Source organism: Stieleria sedimenti (assembly GCF_025060895.1).
Lineage (GTDB): Bacteria > Planctomycetota > Planctomycetia > Pirellulales > Pirellulaceae > Stieleria > Stieleria sedimenti.
In genome coordinates, this window is the sequence record NZ_JANZKV010000111.1 from 1 (window position 1) to 24,931 (window position 24,931).

Genomic DNA, 24,931 nt, shown 5'->3' on the forward strand with positions numbered 1-24,931 from the left:
AAGGCTAAACACCAACGGCTGCCGATCCGTCGCGTGTTGCACCTTGGACCCTGAAATGCGATTTTCCATCCGATCCCTGCTCGCGATCCTGCTGCTGTGCGCGATCTCGTTCCCGTTGGTGACCGGGATCGCCGACCTGCGCCGTGACGAGGCGATGCGGACGCAGTTGCGTGTGGAGATCGAAACATTTCGCGAGAGGTTGGCGTTGGATGATCCGCAGCGACAGCGGATCAAACAGCACCAACGCGACGAACTGACATCGATTCGGGCCATCCGTGAGCAGGCCGAACGGCAGTTCGAGTCGCTCCAGCAGAAGTACGGTGGGATCGAAGTTCGCGGCGGCGACGTGCTCTCCCTGCGAACGATTCCCCAATTGCGACGCGATAGGACACAGCCGCCGGTCGTGTTCCGCCTCCGTGTCCCGACCGACCGTGACGTGTGGTTGAAGTATGCGGTGATTCCCGCCGAGGGCGTCAGCCGATCACCGGATCAACTCGACGAACGTCAAGATCCTCCGGTCGAATCCGGATTCGCGCATCCCGGTCACTATCAAGTGAAGCTCGAACCCGGCGAGCATCTTCTGGCGGTGGAAACCGGTCCGGTCCGTGGCAACGTGCTGCCGGCCAGCGTTCGCTTGGGAGACAAGCCCTTGCTGAAAACCGAGTTCTCCGGCGAAGGGATCCCGAGTACGGGGGCGTATCACATCAGCGGGACGAAACAAATTGATTATCCGCCACAGCGTCGCTTGCCTTGGCTGCTGAACATCAAAGTCGATCTTCGACTCGACGACAACTCTCGCCGCGATGCGGCCTTCGACGGATGTCTGTGGTTGAGTGACCGTTCCAGCGGTTATGATCCGTTCCCCCACGCGTTGATCAATCCATGATGCCGAAGTTCACGACCGTTCTTTTCTGTTGCACGTTGGCGACCATGATCGCCGGACTCGGCTGGATCGGGATGACCCGGCGCTCGATTGCCCGTGACATCGTCCAGCTCCGACAGGAGTTGGAATCGCTCCACAAGTCGACGCGACTGAACAAGGCACTCCGCGATCAATTCAGCAACGACGTCGACTTGATCGCCAACGTCTTCGACCAGTGTCGCACCGCCGAAGATCTTCCGCGATTGGGCGGCCACCGGATCATCTCCAACGCCGACAACGGCGAATCGGTCACGTTTTACGTTCCCGAAGGCAATCATCAGCTGGACGTTCGTTGCGTCTGGAAACCTGCCGCGGCCAAAACCAACTCAGCGACTTCGCCGGAGACCGACACGGCAACGGCTGAACCGCTTGTTGGGGAATCAACATGGTCCATCCCCTTGGCCGCCGAGCGCAGCTACCTGTTCGACAGGGTCGGTTCGTGGAACGACGTCCAGCCGATAGGTTGGAAACTTTCTTGCGATGACGAGTCGTCCTTTCCGGCCCGCACAGAAATGCTTCCCCTGCCACCCCTGCGAACCAACGGCGGTTCTTGGAGCACTTATCGCCGCGCGGTGTTTCCCAATCAGGTCAATTCCAAAGTGCTCGGCGATGCAGCCGGCCGCGCCTTCATTCCGCCCCCGCTGCGACTGGCGGAGTGGGCCCGGTATGGTCGCATTGACGACGTCGGCTTGAAGATCGAGTTTGAATTGACGCTCACGTCGGACAATCCTCCGGTCGTTTCGGCCACCGACGCCGAGAGGTTTCTGATTCTGAGCAAAGGGGATCGGCTGGGCGACTATCTCGGTGGCGGTCGATACGCCGTCCGGACGCACTGAGCGTGCGTGCTGGATCCGCACGATAGTGCCCTATTGCCGTGCACTATCGCGCGCCGCTGGCGATCGATAGGATTGGTAAACCATTGACGGTCCACGGACTTTCCGCTGCAGCCGCGTTACAGCGTCAGTTCGGATCGCAAATCGAATTTGGCGCGCGGTGTGCCGTAGCAACGAGAACGGCGCGGAGGGTTGTGCGAGCGGCCTGCAGAACGATCTCGTTTCCTCCACCAATGTTTGTCAGGAACCGTCCTTCTCAGGAACCAAGTGCAGAATCAGAAAAATGTTTGATCTATCTGAATATCAAATCGATGTCAAAAACGTGTTCCGGAACGCTTCGCCCGCGACGCTTTACGAGGAGGCCTTGCGGTACGAGAAACAAGCAACGCTAGCCGACACCGGTGCGTTGATCGCCTATTCGGGTGACAAGACCGGCCGCTCGCCCAAGGACAAGCGGATCGTCGAGCATCCCGAGTCGACCGATGACGTGTGGTGGGGCAGCGTCAACATTGGGCTGCACGAGAACGCATTTTGTGTCAACCGAGAACGGGCGATCGACTATCTCAATACCCGAGAACGACTCTATGTGCTCGACGCGTTTGCCGGCTGGGATCCCAAGTATCGTATCAAGGTGCGAGTGATCTGCGCGCGGCCGTATCACGCGTTGTTCATGCACAACATGCTGATTCGGCCGACACGCGAAGAGCTCGCCGATTTCGGCGAACCCGATTGCGTGATCATCAATGCCGGTGCCTTCCCGGCCAACCGCTACACCACCGGGATGACCTCCAAAACCAGCGTGGACCTGAGTCTGGAGCGACGCGAGGTGGTGATCCTCGGCACCCAGTACGCCGGCGAGATGAAGAAAGCCGTGTTCACGTTGATGAATTACTTGATGCCGCGTAGCAACGTGCTGCCGATGCACTGCTCGGCCACGTCCGATACCGAAACCGGTCAGTCCTCGGTCCTGTTCGGACTCTCGGGCACCGGAAAGACGACGCTCTCGGCAGACCCCAAACGGGATCTGATCGGCGACGATGAACACTGCTGGACCGATGACGGCGTGTTCAACATCGAAGGCGGTTGTTATGCCAAGGCGATTTACTTGACCCGCGACGCCGAGCCCCAGATCTTCGACGCGCTGCGGTACGGCGCCGTGCTGGAAAACGTGGTCTACGACCAGGCCGATCACCATGTCGATTTCGCCAACGCCAGCATCACCGAAAACACTCGCGGTGCCTATCCGATCGAGTACATCCCCAACGCCAAGATCCCTTGCATCGCCGAGCATCCGACCGATGTGATTTTCCTGACCTGCGACGCCTTCGGTGTCCTGCCTCCGGTCAGCAAGTTGACCCCGGAACAGGCCGAATACCATTTCATCAGTGGTTACACCGCCAAGGTTGCCGGGACCGAAGTCGGCGTCACCGAACCCGAAGCGACGTTCTCGCCCTGTTTCGGTGGTCCGTTTCTGGTCTGGCACCCGGGCAAGTACGCGGAACTGCTGTCCAAGCGAATCACGCAGCACAAGACCAATGTGTGGCTGATCAATACCGGTTGGAGCGGCGGTGCGTACGGCGAAGGCAGCCGAATGAAGCTGTCGTACACCCGGGCGATCTTGGACGCGATTCACTCCGGCGCCCTCAAGACGGCGCCGACCGAGAAAGAGCCGTGCTTCGGATTGGAGGTCGTGACGCAGGTCCCGGGCGTGCCCGATGAAATGCTGCTGCCACGCAACACGTGGGGCGATCCGACCGCTTACGACGCAACGGCGGCAAAGTTGGCCGAACTGTTCCACAAGAACTTTGTGACCTACGCCGATGGCGTCAGTGCCGCCGTTCGCGCCGCCGGTCCGTTGCTGCACCAAACGGCCGCCGGCTGAGCGTCAGCATCGTCAGCCGTGGCCGGCGATCGGCCGCGGCGCAGCACGTGTGGTGCTGCGTCGAGCCGAGATTTGTGTTTGACATCTCGCGAGCTTGCGATGTATTATGAAGCCGTCCAGCCCAGGAGACTTCATGACCAACAAGGCAACCGCGAAAAACCCCTCGAAACCTGTCGGCAGTGTCAAGGCGTTCGGTGATGCCGCCGAATGTCTCAAGACCCTCGCCCATCCGGTCCGCTTGCGAATCGTCCAGCTCTTGCTGCACGGTCGCTACAACGTCGGCGAATTGGCCGAAGATTGCGAGATCCCCGACAACGTGGCGTCAGAACACTTGCGGCTGCTGCAACGCTGTGGGTTTCTGTCCAGTGAGCGGGAAGGGCGGCGGGTGTTTTACCAAATCGCCGAACCGCATCTCGAACAGCTGATGGCCTGCGTCGAAGGGCGGTTCCTGCATTCGCCTGCGAAGCGTCGTTAGCAAGCCACGTTTCCTGTTTTTCAAACATCTCGTCATCTCTCGATGTGTCATGGTTTTCGATTGTCAACGACGAAGGGTACCCAGTCATGAAGATTGTCATCATCGGCGGTGTCGCCGGAGGCGCCTCGGCGGCCGCTCGGGCCCGACGGCTGAGCGACCAGGCCGAGATCATCGTGCTCGAGCGCGGGCATCATCCCTCGTTCGCCAATTGCGGCATGCCCTACTACGTCGGCGGTGAGATCAAGTCGCGTGACAAGTTGTTGGTCGCTCCGATTGAAATGCTGCGGCAGCGTCATCGATTGGACATTCGCACACGATCCGAAGTCGTTGCGTTGGAATTGGCTGAAAAACGCGTGCGGGTGCGTGATCTGGAATCGGGCAACGAGTACAGCGAGCGCTACGACAAGCTGATCATTGCGACCGGGGCGTCCGCGTTTCGGCCGCCGATCGAAGGCATCGATGGCCCGCGCGTCTTGGCGCTGCGGGACTTGGCCGACGCCGATCGGATGCACCAGAGCGCCACCTCGGGGGCGTCGCATGCCGTCGTCGTCGGCGCGGGCTTCATCGGAATCGAGGTCGCTGAGAATCTGGTCCGTCGCGGCATCCGAACCACCATCGTGGAACTCGGTGGCCAGATTCTGCCGCCTTGGGACCGGGAGATGATGGTTCCGCTGGAGGACCATTTGCGAGAAATGGGCGTCGGGTTGAGGCTCAACGAATCGGCGCAGCGTTTCATCGATTCGCCCCAGGGGCTGAAGATCGAATTGCAATCGGGGGCATCGATTGACGCGGATTTCGCGGCGATCTGCATCGGCGTTCGCCCGGAGAGCAGGCTCGCCGCCGACGCCGGGATTGCCTGTGGATCGCGTGGGGGTATCGTCGTCAACGATCACATGCAGACCAACAATCCCGATGTCTACGCCGTCGGCGATGTCATCGAAGTGACGGATTTTGTCACCAAGAAACCCGCGCAAATTCCGCTTGCCGGGCCGGCGAATCGGCAGGGCAGAATCGCCGCCGATCATCTCTTCGGCCGTCCATCGACCTATCGGGGCACACAAGGCACCGCGGTCGTCGGCGTGTTTGGGAAAGTCGCCGCGATGACCGGGCAAAGTGAGAAGGCACTGCGACGCGAGGGATCGCGATACGAAAAGATCTACATTCACCCGACCGATCATGCCGGGTACTATCCCGGCGCCGAAGGCATGACGCTGAAGTTGTTGTTTGATCCCGACGGAGGCGCGATCCTCGGCGCCCAATGCGTCGGTGGCAACGGTGTGGACAAACGCATCGACGTCATCGCCATGGCGATCCAAGCCGGCCTGACGGTGGAAGACCTGGAGGAATCGGAGCTTTGTTACGCGCCCCAATTCGGACACGCCAAAGACCCGATCAACATGGCCGGGTTTGTCGCCGCCGGCGTGCTCCGCGGTGACCAACCGATCGTTCACGTGGACACACTCAGCGACAAGTCTCGTGGTCCTGCGTTCCTGTTGGACGTTCGCAGCGAGGCCGAGTTCGCCGCGGGGCATCTGCCCGGTGCAGTCAATCTTCCCATCGAACAACTGCGCGAACGTCTCGGCGAAGTTCCCCGTGACCGAACGATCACCGCCTACTGCAAAGTCGGCCAACGCGGCTATTTGGCGACACGCGTCTTGCTGCAACACGGCTTCGATGCCGCCAACCTGAGCGGCGGATACACGCTGTGGTGTCGCTACCAAGAATGACCGTGTCATTGACCACTGTCCCCTTTCCCCAAGTGACCATGATGAAACGAACCACACTACTGATCGTTACCGTTGCACTCTCCTTGCTGATCGCCGAGCCCCTGCTGGCCCAGGGCGGTCCCGGCCAGGGTCAGGGTCGCGGTTTTCGCGGCGGTCGAGGTTTCGGATTCCAAGGCGGTCGAGGCCAAGCTGCGCAGGCGGACAATGCTGCGCAGGCGGACAATGCTGCGCAGGCGGAACACGGCCCCGGTCACGCCCACGGCGCCGACGACCGACACGATTCCGATCATGAAGTCTTTCAGTTTTTGCTGACCCATCACGAGAAGATCAAACGCACGGTCAAAGCATTGCCTGACGGCGTCGAGACGCTGACCGAATCGGACACGCCCGAAATCGCGGACAAAATCAAAGAGCACGTCGAGTGGATGGAATACCGGATCAAGCACACCCAGCCGATCCGGATGCGTGATCCGCTGTTTGCCGAACTGTTTCGCCACACCGACAAGATCAAGATGATCCACGAGGATACGGAGAAAGGCGTGCGGGTCACGGAGACGTCGCAGGATCCCTACGTTGCCAAATTGATCAAAGCCCATGCGAAGGCGGTCTCGGGCTTCGTCGAACGCGGGTTTGCCGAAGCGATGAAAAACCATGCCGTTCCGGGCCAAGAAAATCTCGCCAAGACGACGCCGAACCATCCGACGATCCAGGGTCACGGTTCGGTGGTCCAATTGCCTCAGGCGGCACATCAACCGCGTTCGGGGACCAAGTTGCTCGTCGACGTGACCCGCGGCGGTGATCCGAGCAAATTAAATGCCGCGATCGAAAAGGTTGCCAAGTACGTCAACATTTACGCCGGGGCGGGCGCGGAACCGGCGGAGGTTCAAATCGCCGTCGTGTTCCATGGCGACGCGACACTCGCCGTTCTCAACTCCGATGCCTACGCGTCCAATTTCAAGGTGAAGACGAATCCCAATCTGGACTTGCTGCATCGGTTGCACGAATCGGGGGTCGAACTGTACGTGTGTGGTCAGTCGTTGATTTCTAAAGGATCCGATCCCCAGGACGTCGCGGTCTTTGTCGACACCGCCGTTTCCGCCCTGACCGCCGTCGTCAATCTACAGGCCGACGGCTACGCCTACCTGCCGCTGGGAAACTAGTGCTTTGTCGCAACTGAATCTTCGGGTGGCTCGTTTGATCGAGTACGACGGCCGTTGCGGCCCGTCACGGCTCATGTTAAATCTGAATGACTTTGAACACGCGAACCTCACAGCGTTGCCTCTCGTTTCCGGAGAATAAGAGGGGCTGGTGGATGCATTTGCGACCCAAAAATGGAAAATCCATCAGGTCAGTCGCACGACCTAAAGTCTTCGCGGTACGCCCTTGCTGCCAAGCGACAACGCGAGCACCAAGACCAGGATGCCGCCGATCAACAGTCCGCCGCCGACACCCAACGCTTCGGCGGCAGAGGCGATGTACAGCGGGTTCCAATCGATCGGCCGCAGTTCTTCGCCGCTGATCAGGGCCGAGCCCGCCCAGATCAAGAATCCGGCGCCGGCGGTAAACAGGACGACCGAGACGACGCACGCCAAGATGCGTCCCACCCGGGGAACCGCCAACGCGACGCCGACCAGAGCGCCGAACAGTCCGCCCACGATCAAGCTGGTGATGTCAAGTGGCATGGTCAATGGTCCCGGTTGTGACGTTCTCAAAAGGTGCGGATTCTCGATCCGCCCCCATGATACTCTGCGACCCACCACACCTTCAGGAAAGTGACCCGCCGTTGACCTGCGGACGAATTAGAGGTTTTATCCGCGTCGTGCACGGAGGCGGCGTCGACATCGGCATAATGGATGGGTCGAGGTTGCTGCGGAAAAGGGGGCAGGTATTCGTGACGCGGGATTCAGCATCCGTTGGTGTCTAGCCTTTAGGCGATTCCCGGTCGCTGCATAGCAGCGACGATGGGCGGCTAAAGCCCAATACCGCTAAGTTAACATGAATGAGGGGGCCCGGACGCTGGCGCGAACCGGCTGATGTCAAACGAATATCAGCCGTTTGGCGCGAGCCTACGGGCCCTCATCTNNGCCTGCACACCAACGCTGATGCCCGTACCATTCGTACCTGACCCCATTTCCGCTCGATCTGTTGCCTGCCATCCTACCTCCACGACGCCATGCGTACCCGCCCCATTGTTGCTCTCGCGGCATGTTGCTTCTTGGCTCCCTTGTTGCCGGCAGCCGACAGTCCCGAACAGGAGGCGTTCTTTGAAACGAAGATTCGCCCTGTGCTGGTCGAACATTGTTACCAGTGCCATTCCGCGACGTCCAAGGAACCCGAAGGCGGTTTGTTGCTGGATACCCGCGAGGGTATTCGCCGCGGAGGCGACACCGGCCATGCGGTGGTTCCGGGCGAATTGACCGACAGCTTGACACGCAACGCGATGATCGAGATTGAACCGGGTTCGATCAGGGCGCTGTTGCAGGCGTCAACATGCCGCTTGGCAATAGTCGCAACACCTGCTCGACCTGACGCAGGTTCTGTTGCGTTTCGGGATTGGAAAGCAGTTTCAAAATCTCGGCCGTCTGCTCCAGCATCCCCGGCAGCTTCGTCACCATTTGCAGGAACTCCGTTGCAGCCGCGGTGCCGTCGTCGAGATGCTCGATCGACACGGCACCGAGCCGTTCAGCGGTCGCCCGATCCAGTTCGATCGTGATGTTGCCATCGCCTCGGATCGCGTTGCCCGATCCCAGATCCAGTTCGAAGGAACCGTTGAGTTGCACGCGGACGGGAGCATCGTTCGGAGAGGGTTTCGGGTGTTTGGCACGGTCGGACTTTCGTTCGCGCGATAGCCGTTTGTTTCGCCGAACCGTGCGTTTCTTCGGCCGGTCTGTGGCCGTGCTGTCGATGACCCGCTGATCGTCGGCGTCTTTTTGCTGCGGACGCTGATCGGCAAATGCCGGTTGTAACATCGCAATGATCGCAAGGGACAGCATGGCGACGCGGAAGCCGGCGAGGCGATGGCAAAGACCGCGGCAAGGACGCCATAAGTTGTGTCGATCGAAATTCATCGTGCTCCGTCTCTCCGTGTCACATCTTGTTCCGGCAAACCGGCTATTGTAGTCGAAGCTCTCGGTTCGCGCGGTTGATCGAAGTGCGATGCCTGGGGCGATGTGGACAATCTTCACACCACCCAAATCTTCTCCGCCGCCCTGCCTTTGGTAATGGATCAAACTCATGCACTTTGTCAGACACGCCCTGCTGCTCGTTGCCTTCGCCATTGGATGCCCGGCACGAGCCGATCGTGCGGACTGGGTCGAGGGATCGTCAACTCAAAACGATGGGGCGAATCGCGAACACTACAACGGAGCCGCGATTTTGCCCTGGAAGCACTTCATGGGAGATTGGCGGGATGCGAACGATACTGTGCAAGGCGATGTGGCTTATGCCGTGAGCGAAGTGATCGATGACGACACACGCAAATCGGTGCGTTGGGACGTCACGAGATTGGTGAAAGAATGGACCGCACAGAAGTCTCCCCACAAAGGCATGTTTCTGCGCGTCACCGACGGCCGGGGACGGATCGTCTTCGCCAGTCGCGAACGCCCCGACGCGTCGCTGCATCCGGCGCTTGAGGTCAACGGCACGGGCGGAACCATCATGCTCGCCGCCACCGCCGATACCTACCTGACGGCATCGACGTATCGTTGCCAAGGCCAAGCGGAGCAACTGCGCGTCTCCGCCGCGCCGGAGAATCTGTTGGTCCGATTTGATTTGGACCAACTCGCCGCTGTGGGGGCGATCTCGGCGGCAACGTTGGTCCTGCATTCGACCGAGCAGTATGGATCGGCAACGATTGGTGTGTTTCGTTGCGGGCAGGGACACGACGAACCGCCGACGCCACCGGTTGTGGGGCTTGCGGCCAGGTACAAGGACGATCAAGGGATCCGAGCCGATCCCGACGTCGTCTTCGCAACGGGGTTTGAACGCGAGGACTGGAGCGACGAATGGACCGTTGCGGAGCCGATGGACAAGATCGATACGATTGCTGCCGACACGACATTTCAAAAATTTAAAGCTCTGCAAGGCCGCGCGTTGCGATCACGCATCGCCAAGGGGGCGCTGACCGCGCTCAATACGACCTACAAGTTCGGCCAGGAAACCGGTGCCGAGCCCGAAGAGATTTACTTTCGTTACTACCTGCGTTTGGGTGATGATTGGAACCAAACGCTGCAAGGCGGCAAGATGCCAGGGATCAGCGGCACCTACGGCCGCGGGGGCTGGGGCGGGCGGAAGAGCGATGGCATCAACGGATGGTCGGCGCGGGGGCTGTTTCGCATGACCGTTCCCCGCGGCAATCCGCTCGCTGGAACCACGCCGGTCGGATTCTATTGTTACCACGCCGACATGGAAGGTTCCTACGGCACCAACTGGATCTGGAACCAGGACTACCGCGGCTACTTGGAGCGGAATCGCTGGTATGCGATCGAACAATACTGTCGCCTCAATACACCCGGCGAAAAGGATGGCGTCTTGAAGGCTTGGGTCGATGGTCGATTGGCGTTTGAGAAAACCGATATCCGATTTCGTCGAACCGACGAACTAAAAATCGAACAGGTTTGGATGAACGTTTATCACGGCGGCAAACTCGCCTCGCCCCACGACCAACACGTGTTCATCGACAACGTGGTGATTGCGAGGCGATACATCGGCCCGATGGTTACCGCCAGTAACCGTTGACGTCCTGGAAGAACTTGTAGTTGGGTGGTGGATTGCCGATGGCGCCGGGCCAGTCGTGCGAGCCCTTGATGCGTGGGCCGTTGGCGCTCGGTTGCGACTGGTGTGCCCACCCCGATGTCGTGCGTCTGGGCGAGACCGATTGCCGGGGCGAAGTGGTGCGTGGGGCAAACAGGGCGCGGCCGCGAAACAGGCGAAACCCGCGGCCGGCGGTGGCTGTTTCGGCGTCGCCCAGATTGATTGTCCCCACCACGACGACGGCGGCGAAAAACCACTTGGCGTAACGACTCATTGAGCTGTTCCTCGATTTCAGACGGAGAGGGTTCTGCGGACGGCTCTCGGTGAATGGACGCGACCGAGGCTCCAGTCTAACAAGCGGACAAGGTGCGTTTATGTGACACCCTATCCGAAGAATAAGTTGTGGCAGACGACGAGTTGGCGGTCATGCCGTTGTCGAAGTGAACGCCGCGATTCACCGTTCGACCTCCCCTCGCTTCGCTCGACCCTCCTGCCAGGAGGGTGACTTTATAACTGCACGACCTCGCCGTGTGAGGGGAGCCCCGGAACAAACGCAATTTAGCCCAATGACACAATCTTCTCGCTGTTCTACGATAGGGTTCTCCAAATTCTTCCCGCGCAACGAAGAACCACTCTCCGATGAGCATCGCGTCCACCAAGCCCTCTTTGAGCGAAATGCAAGCCAATGGCTCCGCCGCTACCCGTATCCTGAACTTTGCGGATGGATTTTCCAAACGACACATCGGGCCATCCGAAGCGGACCTGGAAACCATGCTCGCGACGGTCGGATTTGAGTCACTCGACGGGCTCTCCGATGCGGCGGTTCCGGCCGACATTCGACTCGGCAGAGAGCTGGATATCCCCGAGGCGCGTGGTGAGCGGGAGTTTCTTTCGGCGCTGAAAACGATCGCCGGAAAAAATAAAGTCCATCGATCGTGCATCGGGATGGGCTACACCGACACCGTGACCCCGCCGGTGATTCTTCGCAACGTGCTGGAGAATCCGGGCTGGTACACCCAGTACACCCCTTACCAGGCGGAGATCGCACAGGGGCGGTTGGAGGCCTTGTTGAATTTCCAAACGATGATCGCCGACCTGACCGGCTTGCCCTTGGCCGGGGCGAGCCTGCTGGACGAGGCGACCGCGGCGGCCGAAGCGATGACGATGTGCTACTCCATCGCCTCGCACAAGAAGACAGGGTTCTGGGCCAGCGACGCGTGCCATCCGCAAACCCTGGCGCTGCTGGCGACGCGTGCCGAGGGGTTGGGGATCGATCTAAAAGTCGGCCCCATCGAGGAGATCGACTTTGACTACGGCGAGGGGGGGCTTTGTGGACTATTGGTTCAGTATCCGACGACCGAAGGCCGGATCGAGGATTATCGCGACGTGGCCGCGAACGCCAAGCAGTCCGGCTGCATGACCGTCGCGGCAGCCGACATCCTCGGCTTGACCCTGTTGACGCCGCCGGGCGAGTGGGGCGCCGACATTTGCGTCGGCAGCGCACAGCGTTTCGGCGTGCCGATGGGCTTGGGCGGCCCGCACGCGGCCTACATTTCGACGCACGAAAAACACGCCCGCAAGCTGCCCGGGCGAATCATCGGAATCTCCAAGGACGTCCACGGCGATCGGGCGCTGCGGATGGCCATCCAAACCCGCGAACAGCACATTCGCCGCGACAAGGCGACCAGCAACATCTGCACCGCGCAAGCCCTATTGGCGATCATCAGTTCGTTCTACGGCGTTTACCACGGCCCCGAAGGACTGGTCGCGATCGGCCGTCGTACCCAAGCCTACACCGCCGCCTTGGCCAAGGGGCTGGAACGACTGGGACACGAGACGCTCGGCGACGGACCGATCTTCGACACGATCCGGATCCGACTGGGCAAAGGCCGCACCCACGCGGCGCGTCAGGTTGCCGATGCGGCCCGCGAACGTCTGATCAATCTGCGTGAATACGATGACGGAACCCTGGGCGTGACGCTCGACGAAACCGCCGATCGCGGCTTGGTCGCCGACCTGTTGGCCGCATTTAACTTTGGCCATTACACCGGGTTCGACGTCGATGCATTGGTCGACGAAGCCGCCGAGGATGGAACGCTGGACCTGGGATCGTTCACCCGCACGACGCCGTTCATGAACCACGAGGTCTTTCACAGCTATCGCAGCGAAACGGAATTGCTGCGTTACATCTTTAAACTGATGGGCCGCGACCTCTCGCTCGCCAATAGCATGATTCCGCTGGGGTCGTGCACGATGAAGCTGAACGGGACCAGCGAGATGATTCCGGTCACGTGGCCGGAGTTTGCCAACATGCATCCGTTCGCCCCCGACGTGCAGTGGCGCGGTTACACGCACATGTTCCGCGAACTGGAACGCTGGCTCTGCGAAGTCACCGGTTTCGCCGCGGTCAGCTTGCAGCCCAACGCCGGATCGCAAGGCGAATACGCCGGCTTGCTTGTGATACGGGCCTACCATGAACAGATGGCCAAAGCGGAAGGTCGTGAAAACGCACGCGATGTTTGCCTGATCCCGACCTCCGCCCACGGGACCAACCCGGCTTCGGCGGTGATGGCGGGAATGAAGGTGGTGGCGATCAAGTGTGACGATCGCGGCGACATCGACATGGACGACTTGCGGGCCAAGGCGGAAAAACACTCCGATCACCTGTCCGCATTGATGATCACCTATCCGTCGACGCACGGTGTCTTTGAACCGACGATTCGCGAAGTGTGTGATGTGATTCACCAGCACGGCGGCCAGGTCTACATGGACGGTGCGAACATGAACGCCCAGGTCGGTTTGACCAGCCCGGGAATCTGCGGCGCCGACGTTTGCCACTTGAATCTGCACAAAACGTTCTGTATCCCGCACGGCGGTGGTGGGCCGGGCATGGGGCCGATCGGCGTCGCCAAACAGTTGGTGCCGTTCTTGCCCGGGCACCCGGTCGAACGCCCCGACTCCGCCGGCGAGTTTGCAATCGGGCCTGTCGCCGGAGCCCCGTACGGCAGCCCCAGCATTCTGACCATCAGTTACGTCTACATCGCCTTGATGGGGGCGGCGGGTCTCAAGAAGGCCACGCAAGTCGCGATTCTCAATGCCAACTACATGGCGAAACGACTCAGCGACCACTACGACGTTCTCTACACCGATGCAAATGGATTCGTCGCCCATGAATTCATCATCGATTGCCGCAGCTTTGAGAAATCCGCCGGCATCAAGACCGACGATATCGCCAAGCGTTTGATGGACTACGGATTCCACGCGCCGACGATGTCGTGGCCCGTTGCCGGAACGTTGATGATCGAGCCGACCGAAAGCGAATCCAAGCACGAACTGGATCGTTTCTGTGACGCGTTGATTGCGATTCGCAAAGAGATCGAAGCGATCGAAAACGGGGAGATGGACCGCGAGGACAACCCGCTCCGCAACTCGCCCCACACGATGCAGGAGATCGGCGGCGATGACTGGTCGCATCCCTACACCCGCGAGCAAGCGGCTTGGCCGACTGCGTGGTTGCGTGATGCAAAGTTCTGGCCGACCGTCGGCCGGATCGATAACACTTATGGCGATCGAAACCTGGTCTGCGCCTGCGTGCCGATGAGCGACTACGAGTGAAAGGAAGCGGGCGAGAGCGCAAGCTGATTCGCACCCGCGTCGGCGCACGTTGTTTGCTCGCCCCGTCCGGCAACTCTTCAATTGGCATCAGCCGGATCGCCGGGGCTGGGCGGCGATTCCTCTTCGAGCATTTTTTGCAGCATCGGCATGACGACCGTCTGATAGACGCCGCGGGCCATCGGATAACGCTTCATCAATTCGAAGGTGTCATACAATTGCTGTCCGCCGGCCGCATCGGTCGGGACGCGCATCTGGCGGCCGTCGGCGTCCACCATCACGGTTTCATAACGCCAGGCTCCCGATTCGTCTTGGGTTCGAACCACATCGGAGAGTTGTGCGGTGTTGGTATCGAAGGTTCCTTCGGCGGGCGGTGTCTTGTCGGCGTATTGATCAACGTCCAGCCCGAGTGACTGGGCGATCGTGGAAGAGACCTGTTGGACCGATTGCTCGCTGGCGACCGACTCGAGCCGTTGGAGATTCTTTTCTAACTCAGTCAGCTTTCGCTCGTCGGAGAGTGTTTCGGCCGATCGGATTTGCGATTCAATCGACTGCTCGATCTCTTGGGCGGAGACCTCCGCCGGCGCTTGGGCGACGCTGTCGAGTTCGGCGGGGACCGCTCGCGTTGATTCGTCGGCAGACCGGTTGGCATTCGGATTGCGGGAAGAGGAGGATGCGTCGGATTCGATCTCCGATGCACCGCCGCGAGCAGCCTTCGCGCTTGTGACTTGGGGACCGGATCCGACTTGCGCTCTGGGCACATACCACAACAGCAACACGACCAGCAGGATGGCGTGAACGGCAAGCGAGATTCCGATTGCGATTCGTTTGCGAGTCATGTTTACGGTGAAAGCCTTTCGACGATCCACGAAGACGCTTGTTTGCGATAACAGAGTCGATCGTGAAGCCGACTCTCACGTCCTTGCCAAAATTCGATGCGGTTGGGGCTGACACAGTATCCGCCCCAGTCGTCCGGGCAAGGGATCTCTTTGTCGGCATATTGTTTCTTCAACTCGGCCAAACGCTTTTCCAACACTTCGCGCGACTCGATCACGCTCGATTGCCGGCTCACGACGGCGCCCAGCTGGCTGTCGTGGGGCCGTTTTCGAAAGTAGCTGACCGATTGATCCCGTGGGGTCCGGGTCGCGGTTCCTTCAATGCGGACCTGTCGTTGAACATGTTGCCACAGGAAGCACAGTGAAACGTTCGGGTTCGATTCGATCTGCCGTGCCTTTTGGGATCGGTAATTGGTGTAGAACCAGAACTTGCCGTCGTCGAGCCCCTTCAGTAGTACGACGCGGCTGGTCACACCGCCGTGGCCATCGCTGGTCGACAGCGTCATCGCATTGGCCTCCACCCATTCCGGCAAATTCCCTTCCATCGCCTCGTTGAGCCAGGTGCGAAACTGAACCATCGGATCGCCAGAGATGTCTTTCTCCAGTAGGCTGCCAAGCTTGTAGCTTTGACGCATTTCGTAAAGGCTCATGTTGGGATTCTCCCTCGGTGTTCGGTTGGCACGCCCGGTGCATTCTAGAAGTCAGCCAAATGGCGAGCTGCCAAAATGGCAGTTTATTGATCTTGTTCTTAGGTAAAGTCATGCAGGAAATGAATCCTTCCCAACGATCGGAAACCATGATTGGAAAGCTGCTGGTCGCATCGACGTCTGTGCAAGACCCGGTGTTGAGCCGATCCGTTTCTCTTGTCGTGCATCAAGATAGCGAGAACGTCTTTGCCGTGCTGCTGAACCGACCGATGACCCCTCCGCCCGGGCTGATGCAGTTGCTCGGATCGGCGTCGGGAGAAGCATCGCAGGCGGGGCGCGGCCCATCCAATCGGTTGGGCGGCAAGGGTGGTGCAGGGTCCGGTCTGTCTGGGGCCAGCCTGTCTGGTGCGGGGGCGTTTCCGACGAATCTGCCGGGGGCGGAAACGGCACCGAGTGCCATGGAGGATGCCGCGGACGAGCTGCAATCGGCCGGAAACAAGCATGCATTGGCAGCCCAAGCGGCCGCCGAGGCCTCCAAGTCACTCGGCATGATTCATTTCGGCGGTCCGCTCTCGGGACCCGTCGTGGCGGTCCACAATTCCAGCGAGCATGCCGAGGCCCAGGCGGGCAAGGGGATCTACGTTGCCGCCCAGCGGGACATGTTGGAGACCTTGGTCCGGCAAAAGCCGGGGCCGTTTCGATTGATCGTCGGGCATTTGGGTTGGTCGATTGACCAGTTGCGCGCCGAACGGGAGGCGGGGTTTTGGCACATGATCGACGCGACCGATGAGGACGTCTTTGCCGGGGACCACGAACTTTGGCCGATGGTCATTCGCCGGGCGACGACGCGTTCGGTCGCCGATTGGTTGGGAATCAAGGACACCCCGTTCGCCGCCGAGGTCAATTAGTCCGGGCGGGTGAATCCCCGTTGCCGGATTTCATCTATCGCGGATCGACTTTCTTGGTACCTTTTGAAGATTGTTCCGCTTTCTCCCGTCCTGTTCGCGTCCGCTTGCTGTGTCCCAAGATAAGCCCCAACCGCCCGAAGACGATCGTCCGAGGAAGTTCCGCATCACCCGCAAGCGGCTCGGCACGATCCGTTTTATCGACCCCAAGGGTGACTATGGATTCATCGATGCCGAAGACTTTCGGGATGACGTTTTCTTTCATCACACCGTCTGGCAGTTCGGTGGCGCGTCTTCCGGTGGGCCGCTTCAATTACAGCAAAACAACTCCGACCAGCCACGAAAATTAGATCCCGAAGAATTGGTCACGAAGTTCGTCGAGTTTGAGATCGACGATGAGATGTTTGAAGCCGAGCAGCGGCTTCGGGCCAAGGTGGTCCGGCTGACGCGTCGTCCGATGGGAAAGAAATTGACCGGCCGCGACGCGACGTTCAAGATCGTCACGCACCACCCCAAGGCACGGCGGAAGCGTCCCGACTGGCGGGGTTGAATCGATTGTCGTAGTCGTAGGGCATGCTGTGCATGCCGGCTGTCACGCACAGCGTGACCTACGTGTGTGTCACGCACAGCGTGACCTACGTGTCTGTCACGCACAGCGTGACCTACGTTGTCTGTCACGCACAGCGTGACCTACGTGTGTGTCACGCACAGCGGTGACCTACGCCGCGGCCTCGTCGTCTTCTTTGGGATCGTCGGGCAGTTTGCCGCCGTTGTCTTTGGCGCGTTGGACGTCGACTTCCAGATCGCGAATGACGGTCGGGTTGATCTGTTTGCCCAGCATTTCACGCGTTTCTTTGAACATGATGTCGACCTTGCGACGCTGGTTGGGATTGCGTGTTCCGATCTCCTTCAAGAACATCCCCTGTTTCCTTCCCATGTCATCGGCCAACTGTTCGTTGGTGGGTTGATCACGCAGTGCATTGAGTAGCTCTTCGGCTTCTTTCATCTGCCCTTTCTTCAGACGCAAGCGGATCCGTGCGGCGAGCAGTTTACGAATTGCGACAAGGTCGATGATCGCGTTTTGCACGCCGCGAATGTATGCTTCGGCTTGCAGTCGCATGTCGTCGCCGGTCAGGTCGGCGACTTCCTTGGGCGTCAGCCCCGGCACCATCGGCAAGCGGGCGAGCACGGCGCCGCCGTTTTTGACGTACAGCAAACGCAGCGGGTGGTCGGTCTTTTCGATCGCCAGGCGGCCGTTCCAGTCCGTCCGCCCGACGAAGCTCATGGATTTGCTTTTCAATTCGCGTTCGTACAGTTCGTAGCCGATCAAGGGCAAGTCTTCGCGGCCTTTGACGTGCAGCCGCAGCAGCGTATCGTCGCGCTGTGGTCTGAGCAGCATGGCCATCTTGAATGTGCGTTGATTCTTTCGCCCTTGCAGCCCGCCGGCCATACCGGAGTAGTAGTCCATGTTGACATTGGGGCCGTCACGTTCGGTGGCGATCAAGTAGGCCCACTCGATTCGACCGACGGCAATCGGTTTCCCGTTGCGGTCGTTTTTTCGAATCATCGGCTGCAGGGCGCTGCCCACCGGCACGTTCGCCGGTGACTCGGGATCCAGGATCAGGTTTCCGGCACGTATCATGCCCGTTGCGGTCTTTTGGCCGGCATCATCGATCCGCACCATCGGTGAAAACGCCCGGGTGATGGTGTGGCCGACGACGTTGGGCAGGTCATAGGCCGACAGGAACGGCGATTCAACGACGGCACCGAACAGCCGCATCAAGGTTTCCATCTCCGACACCGCGACGGTGGATCCGTTGGCGTGTTGCCGGATCCGAACGACGAACACCTTGTCGTATTCTTCGACGGTCGACGCGACCAGTCCGGTCACGGGCAAGGGAATGATCTTGGCGCCGGGTTTGGCGAACGTCGTGGCTTGTCCGCGGGTGACCAGCAGGGCTTCGGTGGATGGTTCGTTCCAGGTTTCCGACAGCGCGATCGCGTCGCCGTCAAACGGTTGCAGCTTTGCGGCGGTCCCGGCCATCGCTGGATCGCCGTATTCGGCGGCGCGACGGAGCACGTTGGCTTGCATGCCTTGAGTGACTGCGACCGAGCTGACGTATTGGGGCAGGCTGCGGACCGATTGGATTCGAATCGCGTCCTCGTGATCGCGTTTGACCGCGATGACCGGATCCGACGCTGCGATTTGATCATACGTCAGGTCTTCCATGGAACGAAACGACGCGGTGGCGACCGGCGGCGGGGCGTCGGCGATCGTGGTCCGCCACAGCGCATTGAAATCACGATCCAAATACTCCAAGACCGGTTCGCGAAGCGTGTCGGCGGTGAAGCGGGGATCGCGAGAGACGACCCAGATCAGCACCCGATAGGGAGAGTAATCCCACGGCTCTTCGTCGCGGGGATCCGGCTGGGCGGCCGACGTGTCCTCTTCGGGTTCGCTCGACGTGGCCTCGTCCGCTTCGTTGGCGGTCTGGGCCGACAGCGAAGGGGCCATCGACAACGACAGCAGCGCGAGACAGGCGGTGATGAAAATGAGTCGGGTCGGGTCGGTGGTGAAACGCTTCAAAATTCCAATCTCCAGTTCCCGGCGTTCTGATAGAGCGAAACGATGTTGTTGCCCATGCCGACCAAGTTATTCCGGTACGCAAACGAATCGACCATTTGCCACAGCGGCAACACCGGTAATTCGTGATGCGAAATCGAGTGCAAGACCAGCAAACGGTCTCGAACTTCTTTCCAATTGCGAGCTTCTTCGAGACGGCGGAGGCCGAGACCGATCAGCTGGTCCTCGCTCTTGGCCAGTCCACGCGGGCCGAGCAAGCGACGCGCATCGATGATCGGTTCCCAGATCGCGCAGGAAACGTAAACCAGGTCCGCGGTGTCGGGGTCGGGGTAGGTGCGTCCGACGGGAAGTTCGACCAATTCGACGTCCAGTCCGATCAATTCCCATTGGCTGCGAATCGCTTCACAGGCGACGCGGGACAGGTTGTCGGCGGGGAACGCCAGTCGCACGGTGCGCAGTTTCGGTTCCGGTTCGCCCTTGCGTTCCGCCTCGGCCGCCTTCAAGTTCTGGCTTAGCGAGACCAACAACTGCGCCAAACTGGGCTCGAACCGTCGCGGCAAGATCGAGGTGTCATAGCCATAACCGAGCGGATCGTCTTGGCTGAGCCCGGCCGGAAAGGGGCCCGAGAGGACACGGCATCCCAGCGATTCATGGTTCTCCAACAATTCGCCTTTCAAGATGTCTTCGCGGTTGATGCCGTAAAGCAGGGCGCGGCGGAAGTTCTTGTCGGCGACAAACTCGTGGTCCGAGCAGGGGACCAGCATGTGGATCGTGGGCAGCGGGTACTCCACGACTTTCACGTCGCGGCGTTCTTTCAGCTTGATCGCGTCGGCGGGAAACAATTGATCCAGCACATCGATTTCGCCGCTGAGCAATTTGGACACCGAATCGCTGCCGGTGTCGCATCGGACCTCGACGATTTCGCGAGGTTTGCCGCTGTCCCCGCTGGCCCGCCGCGCCTCTTCGGTCAGCTTGAACCGGGTTTGGTCGTCTTCGATCACGTCGATGAAATAGTCTCCCGTCGGTCCGCCTTTTTCACCCCCGAACCAGCTGGCGTCGACGTTGATTTGAAGCAAGCAGGTGGGCAGGACGTGGGGGCGGCGAAGGACGCATTCGATGCGTTGGGGGCCGTCGATGCCGATCCCGGTGACGCTGGCGGCCCAGGGAGAAAAATAGGTTTCCGATTCGGGCCTCGCACGCCGGGCCAGTTGGTCGGCCAGAAAGTCGACTTCGATGCGATTGAGTGGGTTGGGCAGCTTGGCCGTGTCGATGGACAGTTCCAGGACTTGGCGGTCGGGCGTTGTTTCCGCGGATCCGAAAATGAAATCGTATTCTCCGCCTTCGGGTGCGGCGCCTTGGATTTCGAACATCGTCCGGTACAGCAAACGGCCGGCGCGTCGTGCGGACCAGTTGTCCAGACGTACGGGATCGAAGACCCGCGCCGCTTGCAGCACACCGACGGAGACCAGCGGATAGGCCTCGTCGATCTTTTTGACCAATTCTCGCCCGCCCTCGATGTCGGGCTTGAGATACAAACTCTCCCGCGCCAACGTCCGCGCCGAGCGAAAGTCCTTTTGTTTGACCGCTTCGATCGCCTCGTTGCGTTTCTCGGTGGCCATCCGCAAGAACTCGCCGTCCCACTTCGAAATCGCCGGCAGATCAAATCGTCCGTAATCTTCTTTCAATCGGGCCAGCAACTGCTGGGCGTTGTCCAGGTCTCCTTCGTCGACCATCGCCTGCATCAGCCCACCGGTGGTCAAACTGATCGCCTTGAGCACTTGGGCTTGATTGTATTGGGGGTCATAACGAAACAGTTCTTCCAGCATCGCCAGGGACTCGGCGCGCTGGCTGCCCGAGGCGCGTTGAATCGCGTTCCGCCACAGAAACTCCGAACGCAGGGCTTTCAGGCCGGGGCGTCGCGGGTAGTCGCGGATCAAGATCGACAGAAACGGGTACGCGCCGACGAAATCTTCGTTGGCAATCCGCGATGCGGTTTCACGCTCGAGTCGCTTTTCCCAGAAATCGATGCGTTCGATGTCCGACCACTTGGCCACAAATTCCTCGACTTCGATGCCCAGAATCGAAAACTGCAACGTTCCGCGGGGAGTCGTCGGCATGTCACGGACCGGCAACAGATGCGATTTCACCCATCCGCCACCGGATTTTTCGGTGAAGTAAATGATGTCGTGGGGTTCTTCTTGCAACAAACCCAGCCCGGAATCCTCCGGTTTGCCCGATTCGGCATAGGTCAGCATTTGTGCCCCAGCCGGTCGGTTCAGTCCGATCACCGACGGCCCGACCAGCCCCAGCGCGAGGATGCCCAGGGTCCGCAGGAGGACGCGAGAGGTTACTTGGTATTGGAACTTCATCGGCCACTCACCCCGCTGGGAATCTTGACGACGTAGACGACACCCTCTTCACCCGGCACCAGCAATCGATCTTGCAGCACCAGGGGAGTTGCCGAGAACGGTTCGCCGATCTCGGTCAGGCCGACCGGATCGTTGGAGGCCGGGTCGATCACGACGATCCAGCCGGTGTCAGAAACGAGGATGATGTTGCCCTCGTGGATCACGGCGTCTCCGACCGGCAAGCCGCGCGGGACGGGGACCGCAAAGGTGGGTTGGCCGTCGGTCGTGATCCCTCGCAGGACTTGGTCATCGGTCAACACGACCGCCTGATCGCCGGCCGTTGCCGGTCCCCAGATCACTCGACCGTCCATTTGGGTTTGGAACTTCTCTTTCAGCGTCACCAGATCTCGACCGATGATCAAATCCGCCGCCGGTCCACTGGTCGCCGCCAACAGCGTCGTGCCGACGCCGGCGATGGTTCCCAGCGTTGCCGAGGGCAGTTTGGTTTCGGCCAAGGGTGTCGTCCGGGGACCGACCCGCAACCGGTACAGACCGGCGCGGCTGTCGGCGACAACCACTTGGCCCGGGTCATCGGGAAGCGGCACGGTGTTGGACCACGAGATCTTTTCGACGGGGTTGGCGATCGGCTGGAAGGGGTTGCCCAGTTGTGATCCCGTCTGGTAATCCATCACGACCGCACGACCGTTGTCGAGTGTCAGGAACAAGCCCCCGCCGGCGACCAGTCCGCGTCCGGAGGGTTTCCCCGAGAGCACGTTCAAGCTGACCAGCCGCAGTTTTTCGGTCTTGCGTGTCGGGTCGTAGACGGCAATTTGCTGGCCGCCTTCGCCGCCCGCTTTGTTCAACAGCACCGCGCGATTGTCGTCGATCTTCAGCGGATCTTCGAAACGCATGATCACGCCGACGCCGCCGCGGTTCTCGATCGGTGCCCGGGTGGCACCGGTTGCGATCGCCGATCGGTCCAGTTCAAACAGGGCCGCTTGGGTGGTCAAGGCGTGCACGCCCGCGTCGGCACGACGGAGCATCGCGACGGGGGCGCCGATGTCGTTGCGCCACAGTTCCTCGCCCGTTTTGGGATCGACCGCCGAGACCCGGATGCCCGAGGTGCCCCGTAGCTGTCGCGCGTGCACCAGTGCATCGCCGATCGCCAGCGGTTGTCCGACAAACATGTCGCCTTCGTGTTTGAACCAATCCGGGACGACTCGGGCGCGGTTGACCTGCAGTTCGTAGCGTCCGATCCGCGATCCGGTGGTCCACATTTGACTGCGGCCGACGGCCATCTGTGTCAGCGTCGGTGTTCCGTAAGACGCAAGTTGTTTGGCGACGACGGAGACCTTGTCTGTTTCACTGGTGACTTCGATGTCGAACACGGAGATTTCGCCCAGGTCGGTCAGCACCACCAGGCGGCGTTGCTGGGCCACGATCGGCGGCACGACCACGTTCCCGCTCATCCGCACCGGGTCTTGGACCTTGGCCACGTTCGCACCGTTTTCGTCCACGCCCAGGATGTGAACCAGGCAATACTCGGGACCTTTGTTTTCGATCACAAACAGGTGTTCCAACAACGGCGTGGGCGGCACCGCGATGGTGCCCGCTTTGTGCCCGACGTAATAGCTTTGAATGCTGTCGCCGTTGTTGCTGTCCAGCACGTACAGGTTGCTGTGATCGCCGGGGATGTAGGCGATTGCGGCGCGGTCGTCGACGCCCGGTCCGACCTCCAGCGATTGGGGAATCTGCTGAGCCCATTTGGCATCACCGGTCGTCGCGTCCAGCTCGATCAATCGTCCGGACTTGGTCGAGATGAAAATATCGTTGTCGCTGACAACCGGCTGGTTGAACGGCTCGCCGATCTTGACACGCCAATCGACGTCACCGCTGCGTCCGTCGCAGCGTTCCACCGACAGGTCGTTCGATCCGGTCAGCAACACCGCGGTGCCGCCGTCCAAACGGATCGGGCTGTGGGCCAGGGAGTTCCCGACGTAGCGCCGCCACAGCAATGTGCCGTCTTCGCCGTTGAAGGCGAGCACACTGCCCTTGGTTCGAATGAAGATCACTTCGTCACGCAAGTCGGGGACGCGATCACCCGAGCGCGCCGTCAACACGATTGGGTTCAAGTCGGTTTGCGGTTCCGCTTCGATCCGCTGGGGCAACGCCGCGGTGGTTTCGACCAATTGCTGTTGGATCTCGCTGGCTTTGGCGATCAGCGTGGCCAGTCGTTCGTTGTCGCCGAGTTCGGGAAAGGAGCGGAGCAGTTCGTAGCGAACATCGTACGCTTGCTTGGTTTTCTTCTCGGCCAGCAAGGCGGTCATTTGATCGACTGCGGCATCGAGTTGCTCGTTGCGGTTTATTTCGCGCTCGACGCGGCCCCGCGCTTCGTCGATTTCTTTGAGTCGTCCGGAGAGCGTCGTCCGCATCGCGCCGGTCATGTATTGCGGATTGTTGGTCAACTCGATCTGTTCTTCCAGCTTGTTCAAGAGCTCTCGCTTGGCGGTGGTTTCCGATTTTTCGTTGGCTTCGGTGACGATGTTTTCGGCGATCTTGACCAACAGCGCGGCCAAGTTGCCACGTTCTTCGTTGAGCCCCTCTTCGTCTTCGATCTCAGGCAGCTTTTGTTGCGCCAATTCCGTCGCGTAGGTCGGATCGGTCATGCCTTCGGCCCGATACAGTTCGGTCATGATCACACGGGTCCGCGCCAGGGAACTGTGTTCATTGCCGTTGCCGAACGAATCGAGAAACTCCAGGTATTTCTCTTGGGCCGGCGTGTAGTTTTGGTTGTCGTAGAGTTCGTTGGCGATCTGGATGCGTTCGTCTGCGTTGCCGCGGGAGAGGATCCAATAGAGGCCGCCGCCGGAGAGAAGCAGGAAACCGATGATCCCCAAGAACCCGTAAATCTTGAAGGAGTCCCATTGGTTTTCTTTGGGATCGGGTTTGGTGCGTCGGGCGCGGGGGCGTTCGCGTTGGGGGGCGTTGGAGAGCAAGTCGTTGTCGGCGACGGGAACGGCTTCGACGGGGATCGCTTCGGCTTCGACGGGTTCGAATTCGGCGAACGACTCGGCGGTCGTTTCGACCGGAATCGCTTCGACGGCTTGGACCTCGTCCGCCTCGTCGTCGTCGATCGCGACCAAGTCGTCTTCCACGACTTCCGCCGCGGCGATCGTCGCGTCGTCGGCGTACTCGCCGCTCCGGATTTCGCCGATCAACTTGGTCGCCTGGAAACGGGTCAGTTGCCCGTTGTCGACCAGCAATTTTGCGACCGCTTCGGGGGTTACCCGTGCGCCGCCTTGGTCCAGTTGTTCGCGCAGCGCTTCGATGATCTCCTGGTCCAGCAGACCGCGTCGTTCCAGTTGATCGATCAGTTCGTTAGCAAGCATCGTGATAAAGAGAGTGGTT

The 24,931-nt window shown here is 60.3% G+C and carries 18 protein-coding genes and 1 pseudogene; 11 read left to right on the forward strand and 8 right to left on the reverse strand.

The window, feature by feature from the left end:
• The first annotated feature begins 55 nt into the window (after positions 1-55).
• From NZK35_RS15335 to NZK35_RS15360, 6 genes are all read left to right on the forward strand, one after another.
• Entirely contained in the window at positions 56-886 is an 831-nt protein-coding gene (locus tag NZK35_RS15335; RefSeq protein WP_259633415.1) for a hypothetical protein, read from the forward strand.
• A complete protein-coding gene (locus NZK35_RS15340; RefSeq protein ID WP_259633416.1) occupies positions 883-1,758 on the forward strand; it encodes a hypothetical protein in 876 nt (291 codons plus the stop codon). Before NZK35_RS15335 ends, NZK35_RS15340 begins: the two co-directional genes overlap by 4 nt.
• Positions 1,759-2,038: 280 nt before the next feature.
• The gene (pckA, locus tag NZK35_RS15345; RefSeq protein WP_259633417.1) at positions 2,039-3,637 is read left to right on the forward strand and encodes a phosphoenolpyruvate carboxykinase (ATP); all 1,599 of its coding nucleotides are present in this window, start codon (positions 2,039-2,041) and stop codon (positions 3,635-3,637) included.
• A 133-nt stretch (positions 3,638-3,770) separates the two neighbouring features.
• Positions 3,771-4,112: an ArsR/SmtB family transcription factor gene (locus NZK35_RS15350; RefSeq protein WP_259633418.1), complete on the forward strand. Its 342-nt coding sequence runs from the start codon at positions 3,771-3,773 to the stop codon at positions 4,110-4,112.
• Between the two features lie 86 nt (positions 4,113-4,198).
• Positions 4,199-5,839, forward strand: a complete 1,641-nt coding sequence (locus tag NZK35_RS15355) for an FAD-dependent oxidoreductase (RefSeq protein ID WP_259633419.1) — start codon at positions 4,199-4,201, stop codon at positions 5,837-5,839.
• Between the two features lie 2 nt (positions 5,840-5,841).
• Positions 5,842-6,999, forward strand: a complete 1,158-nt coding sequence (locus tag NZK35_RS15360; RefSeq protein ID WP_259633420.1) for a DsrE family protein — start codon at positions 5,842-5,844, stop codon at positions 6,997-6,999.
• Between the two features lie 201 nt (positions 7,000-7,200).
• Here the strand turns inward: NZK35_RS15360 and NZK35_RS15365 are convergent, their stop codons facing one another.
• Positions 7,201-7,521, reverse strand: coding sequence for a hypothetical protein (locus tag NZK35_RS15365; RefSeq protein WP_259633421.1), 321 nt, complete (start codon positions 7,519-7,521; stop codon positions 7,201-7,203).
• Positions 7,522-8,012: 491 nt separating this feature from the next.
• Between NZK35_RS15365 and NZK35_RS15370 the strand changes: the two are divergent.
• Positions 8,013-8,258, forward strand: a pseudogene (locus tag NZK35_RS15370) (c-type cytochrome domain-containing protein); the annotation flags it as partial.
• Positions 8,259-8,304: 46 nt separating this feature from the next.
• Here NZK35_RS15370 and NZK35_RS15375 read toward each other — a convergent pair.
• Positions 8,305-8,907, reverse strand: a complete 603-nt coding sequence (locus NZK35_RS15375) for a hypothetical protein (RefSeq protein WP_259633450.1) — start codon at positions 8,905-8,907, stop codon at positions 8,305-8,307.
• A 166-nt stretch (positions 8,908-9,073) separates the two neighbouring features.
• Here NZK35_RS15375 and NZK35_RS15380 point away from each other — a divergent pair, with 166 nt between their 5' ends.
• Positions 9,074-10,576, forward strand: a complete 1,503-nt coding sequence (locus NZK35_RS15380; protein WP_259633422.1) for a polysaccharide lyase — start codon at positions 9,074-9,076, stop codon at positions 10,574-10,576.
• Here NZK35_RS15380 and NZK35_RS15385 read toward each other — a convergent pair.
• Positions 10,557-10,865: a hypothetical protein gene (locus tag NZK35_RS15385; protein ID WP_259633423.1), complete on the reverse strand. Its 309-nt coding sequence runs from the start codon at positions 10,863-10,865 to the stop codon at positions 10,557-10,559. The two genes, NZK35_RS15380 and NZK35_RS15385, sit on opposite strands and share 20 nt — an antisense overlap.
• A 365-nt stretch (positions 10,866-11,230) precedes the next feature.
• Between NZK35_RS15385 and gcvP the strand changes: the two genes are divergently transcribed.
• Positions 11,231-14,206: an aminomethyl-transferring glycine dehydrogenase gene (gene gcvP, locus NZK35_RS15390; protein WP_259633424.1), complete on the forward strand. Its 2,976-nt coding sequence runs from the start codon at positions 11,231-11,233 to the stop codon at positions 14,204-14,206.
• A 77-nt stretch (positions 14,207-14,283) separates the two neighbouring features.
• On the opposite strand, the gene NZK35_RS15395 is transcribed toward gcvP, so the two are convergent.
• Positions 14,284-15,042, reverse strand: a complete 759-nt coding sequence (locus tag NZK35_RS15395; RefSeq protein WP_259633425.1) for a hypothetical protein — start codon at positions 15,040-15,042, stop codon at positions 14,284-14,286.
• A 2-nt stretch (positions 15,043-15,044) separates the two neighbouring features.
• Positions 15,045-15,689 carry a pyridoxamine 5'-phosphate oxidase gene (gene pdxH / locus NZK35_RS15400; protein ID WP_259633426.1) on the reverse strand — a complete coding sequence of 215 codons (645 nt, stop codon included), beginning with the start codon at positions 15,687-15,689 and terminating at the stop codon, positions 15,045-15,047.
• A gap of 59 nt (positions 15,690-15,748) precedes the next feature.
• On the opposite strand from pdxH, the gene NZK35_RS15405 reads away from it, so the two are divergent.
• Both NZK35_RS15405 and NZK35_RS15410 read left to right on the forward strand, forming a co-directional pair.
• Positions 15,749-16,594 (forward strand): YqgE/AlgH family protein, encoded by an 846-nt coding sequence (locus NZK35_RS15405; protein WP_259633427.1) that lies wholly within the window; start codon positions 15,749-15,751, stop codon positions 16,592-16,594.
• A 109-nt stretch (positions 16,595-16,703) separates the two neighbouring features.
• Positions 16,704-17,141 (forward strand): S1 domain-containing protein, encoded by a 438-nt coding sequence (locus NZK35_RS15410; RefSeq protein WP_259633428.1) that lies wholly within the window; start codon positions 16,704-16,706, stop codon positions 17,139-17,141.
• Positions 17,142-17,309: 168 nt separating this feature from the next.
• Here the strand turns inward: NZK35_RS15410 and NZK35_RS15415 are convergent, their stop codons facing one another.
• The 3 genes from NZK35_RS15415 to NZK35_RS15425 are packed head-to-tail and all read right to left on the reverse strand — an operon-like array spanning position 17,310 to position 24,912.
• A complete protein-coding gene (locus NZK35_RS15415) occupies positions 17,310-19,178 on the reverse strand; it encodes a hypothetical protein (protein WP_259633429.1) in 1,869 nt (622 codons plus the stop codon).
• The gene (locus NZK35_RS15420; protein WP_259633430.1) at positions 19,175-21,544 is read right to left on the reverse strand and encodes an ABC transporter substrate-binding protein; all 2,370 of its coding nucleotides are present in this window, start codon (positions 21,542-21,544) and stop codon (positions 19,175-19,177) included. Before NZK35_RS15420 ends, NZK35_RS15415 begins: the two co-directional genes overlap by 4 nt.
• Positions 21,541-24,912, reverse strand: coding sequence for an outer membrane protein assembly factor BamB family protein (locus NZK35_RS15425; RefSeq protein ID WP_259633431.1), 3,372 nt, complete (start codon positions 24,910-24,912; stop codon positions 21,541-21,543). Before NZK35_RS15425 ends, NZK35_RS15420 begins: the two co-directional genes overlap by 4 nt.
• Positions 24,913-24,931: the final 19 nt, after the last annotated feature.

Coding starts and splice junctions, on each gene's coding strand:
- NZK35_RS15335 (WP_259633415.1), top strand. CDS start 56: ATGCGATTTTCCATCCGATCCCTGCTCGCGATCCTGCTGCTGTGCGCG.
- NZK35_RS15340 (WP_259633416.1), top strand. CDS start 883: ATGATGCCGAAGTTCACGACCGTTCTTTTCTGTTGCACGTTGGCGACC.
- pckA (WP_259633417.1), top strand. CDS start 2,039: ATGTTTGATCTATCTGAATATCAAATCGATGTCAAAAACGTGTTCCGG.
- NZK35_RS15350 (WP_259633418.1), top strand. CDS start 3,771: ATGACCAACAAGGCAACCGCGAAAAACCCCTCGAAACCTGTCGGCAGT.
- NZK35_RS15355 (WP_259633419.1), top strand. CDS start 4,199: ATGAAGATTGTCATCATCGGCGGTGTCGCCGGAGGCGCCTCGGCGGCC.
- NZK35_RS15365 (WP_259633421.1), bottom strand. CDS start 7,521: ATGCCACTTGACATCACCAGCTTGATCGTGGGCGGACTGTTCGGCGCT.
- NZK35_RS15375 (WP_259633450.1), bottom strand. CDS start 8,907: ATGAATTTCGATCGACACAACTTATGGCGTCCTTGCCGCGGTCTTTGC.
- NZK35_RS15380 (WP_259633422.1), top strand. CDS start 9,074: ATGCACTTTGTCAGACACGCCCTGCTGCTCGTTGCCTTCGCCATTGGA.
- NZK35_RS15385 (WP_259633423.1), bottom strand. CDS start 10,865: ATGAGTCGTTACGCCAAGTGGTTTTTCGCCGCCGTCGTCGTGGTGGGG.
- gcvP (WP_259633424.1), top strand. CDS start 11,231: ATGAGCATCGCGTCCACCAAGCCCTCTTTGAGCGAAATGCAAGCCAAT.
- NZK35_RS15395 (WP_259633425.1), bottom strand. CDS start 15,042: ATGACTCGCAAACGAATCGCAATCGGAATCTCGCTTGCCGTTCACGCC.
- pdxH (WP_259633426.1), bottom strand. CDS start 15,689: ATGAGCCTTTACGAAATGCGTCAAAGCTACAAGCTTGGCAGCCTACTG.
- NZK35_RS15405 (WP_259633427.1), top strand. CDS start 15,749: ATGGCGAGCTGCCAAAATGGCAGTTTATTGATCTTGTTCTTAGGTAAA.
- NZK35_RS15420 (WP_259633430.1), bottom strand. CDS start 21,544: ATGAAGTTCCAATACCAAGTAACCTCTCGCGTCCTCCTGCGGACCCTG.
- NZK35_RS15425 (WP_259633431.1), bottom strand. CDS start 24,912: ATGCTTGCTAACGAACTGATCGATCAACTGGAACGACGCGGTCTGCTG.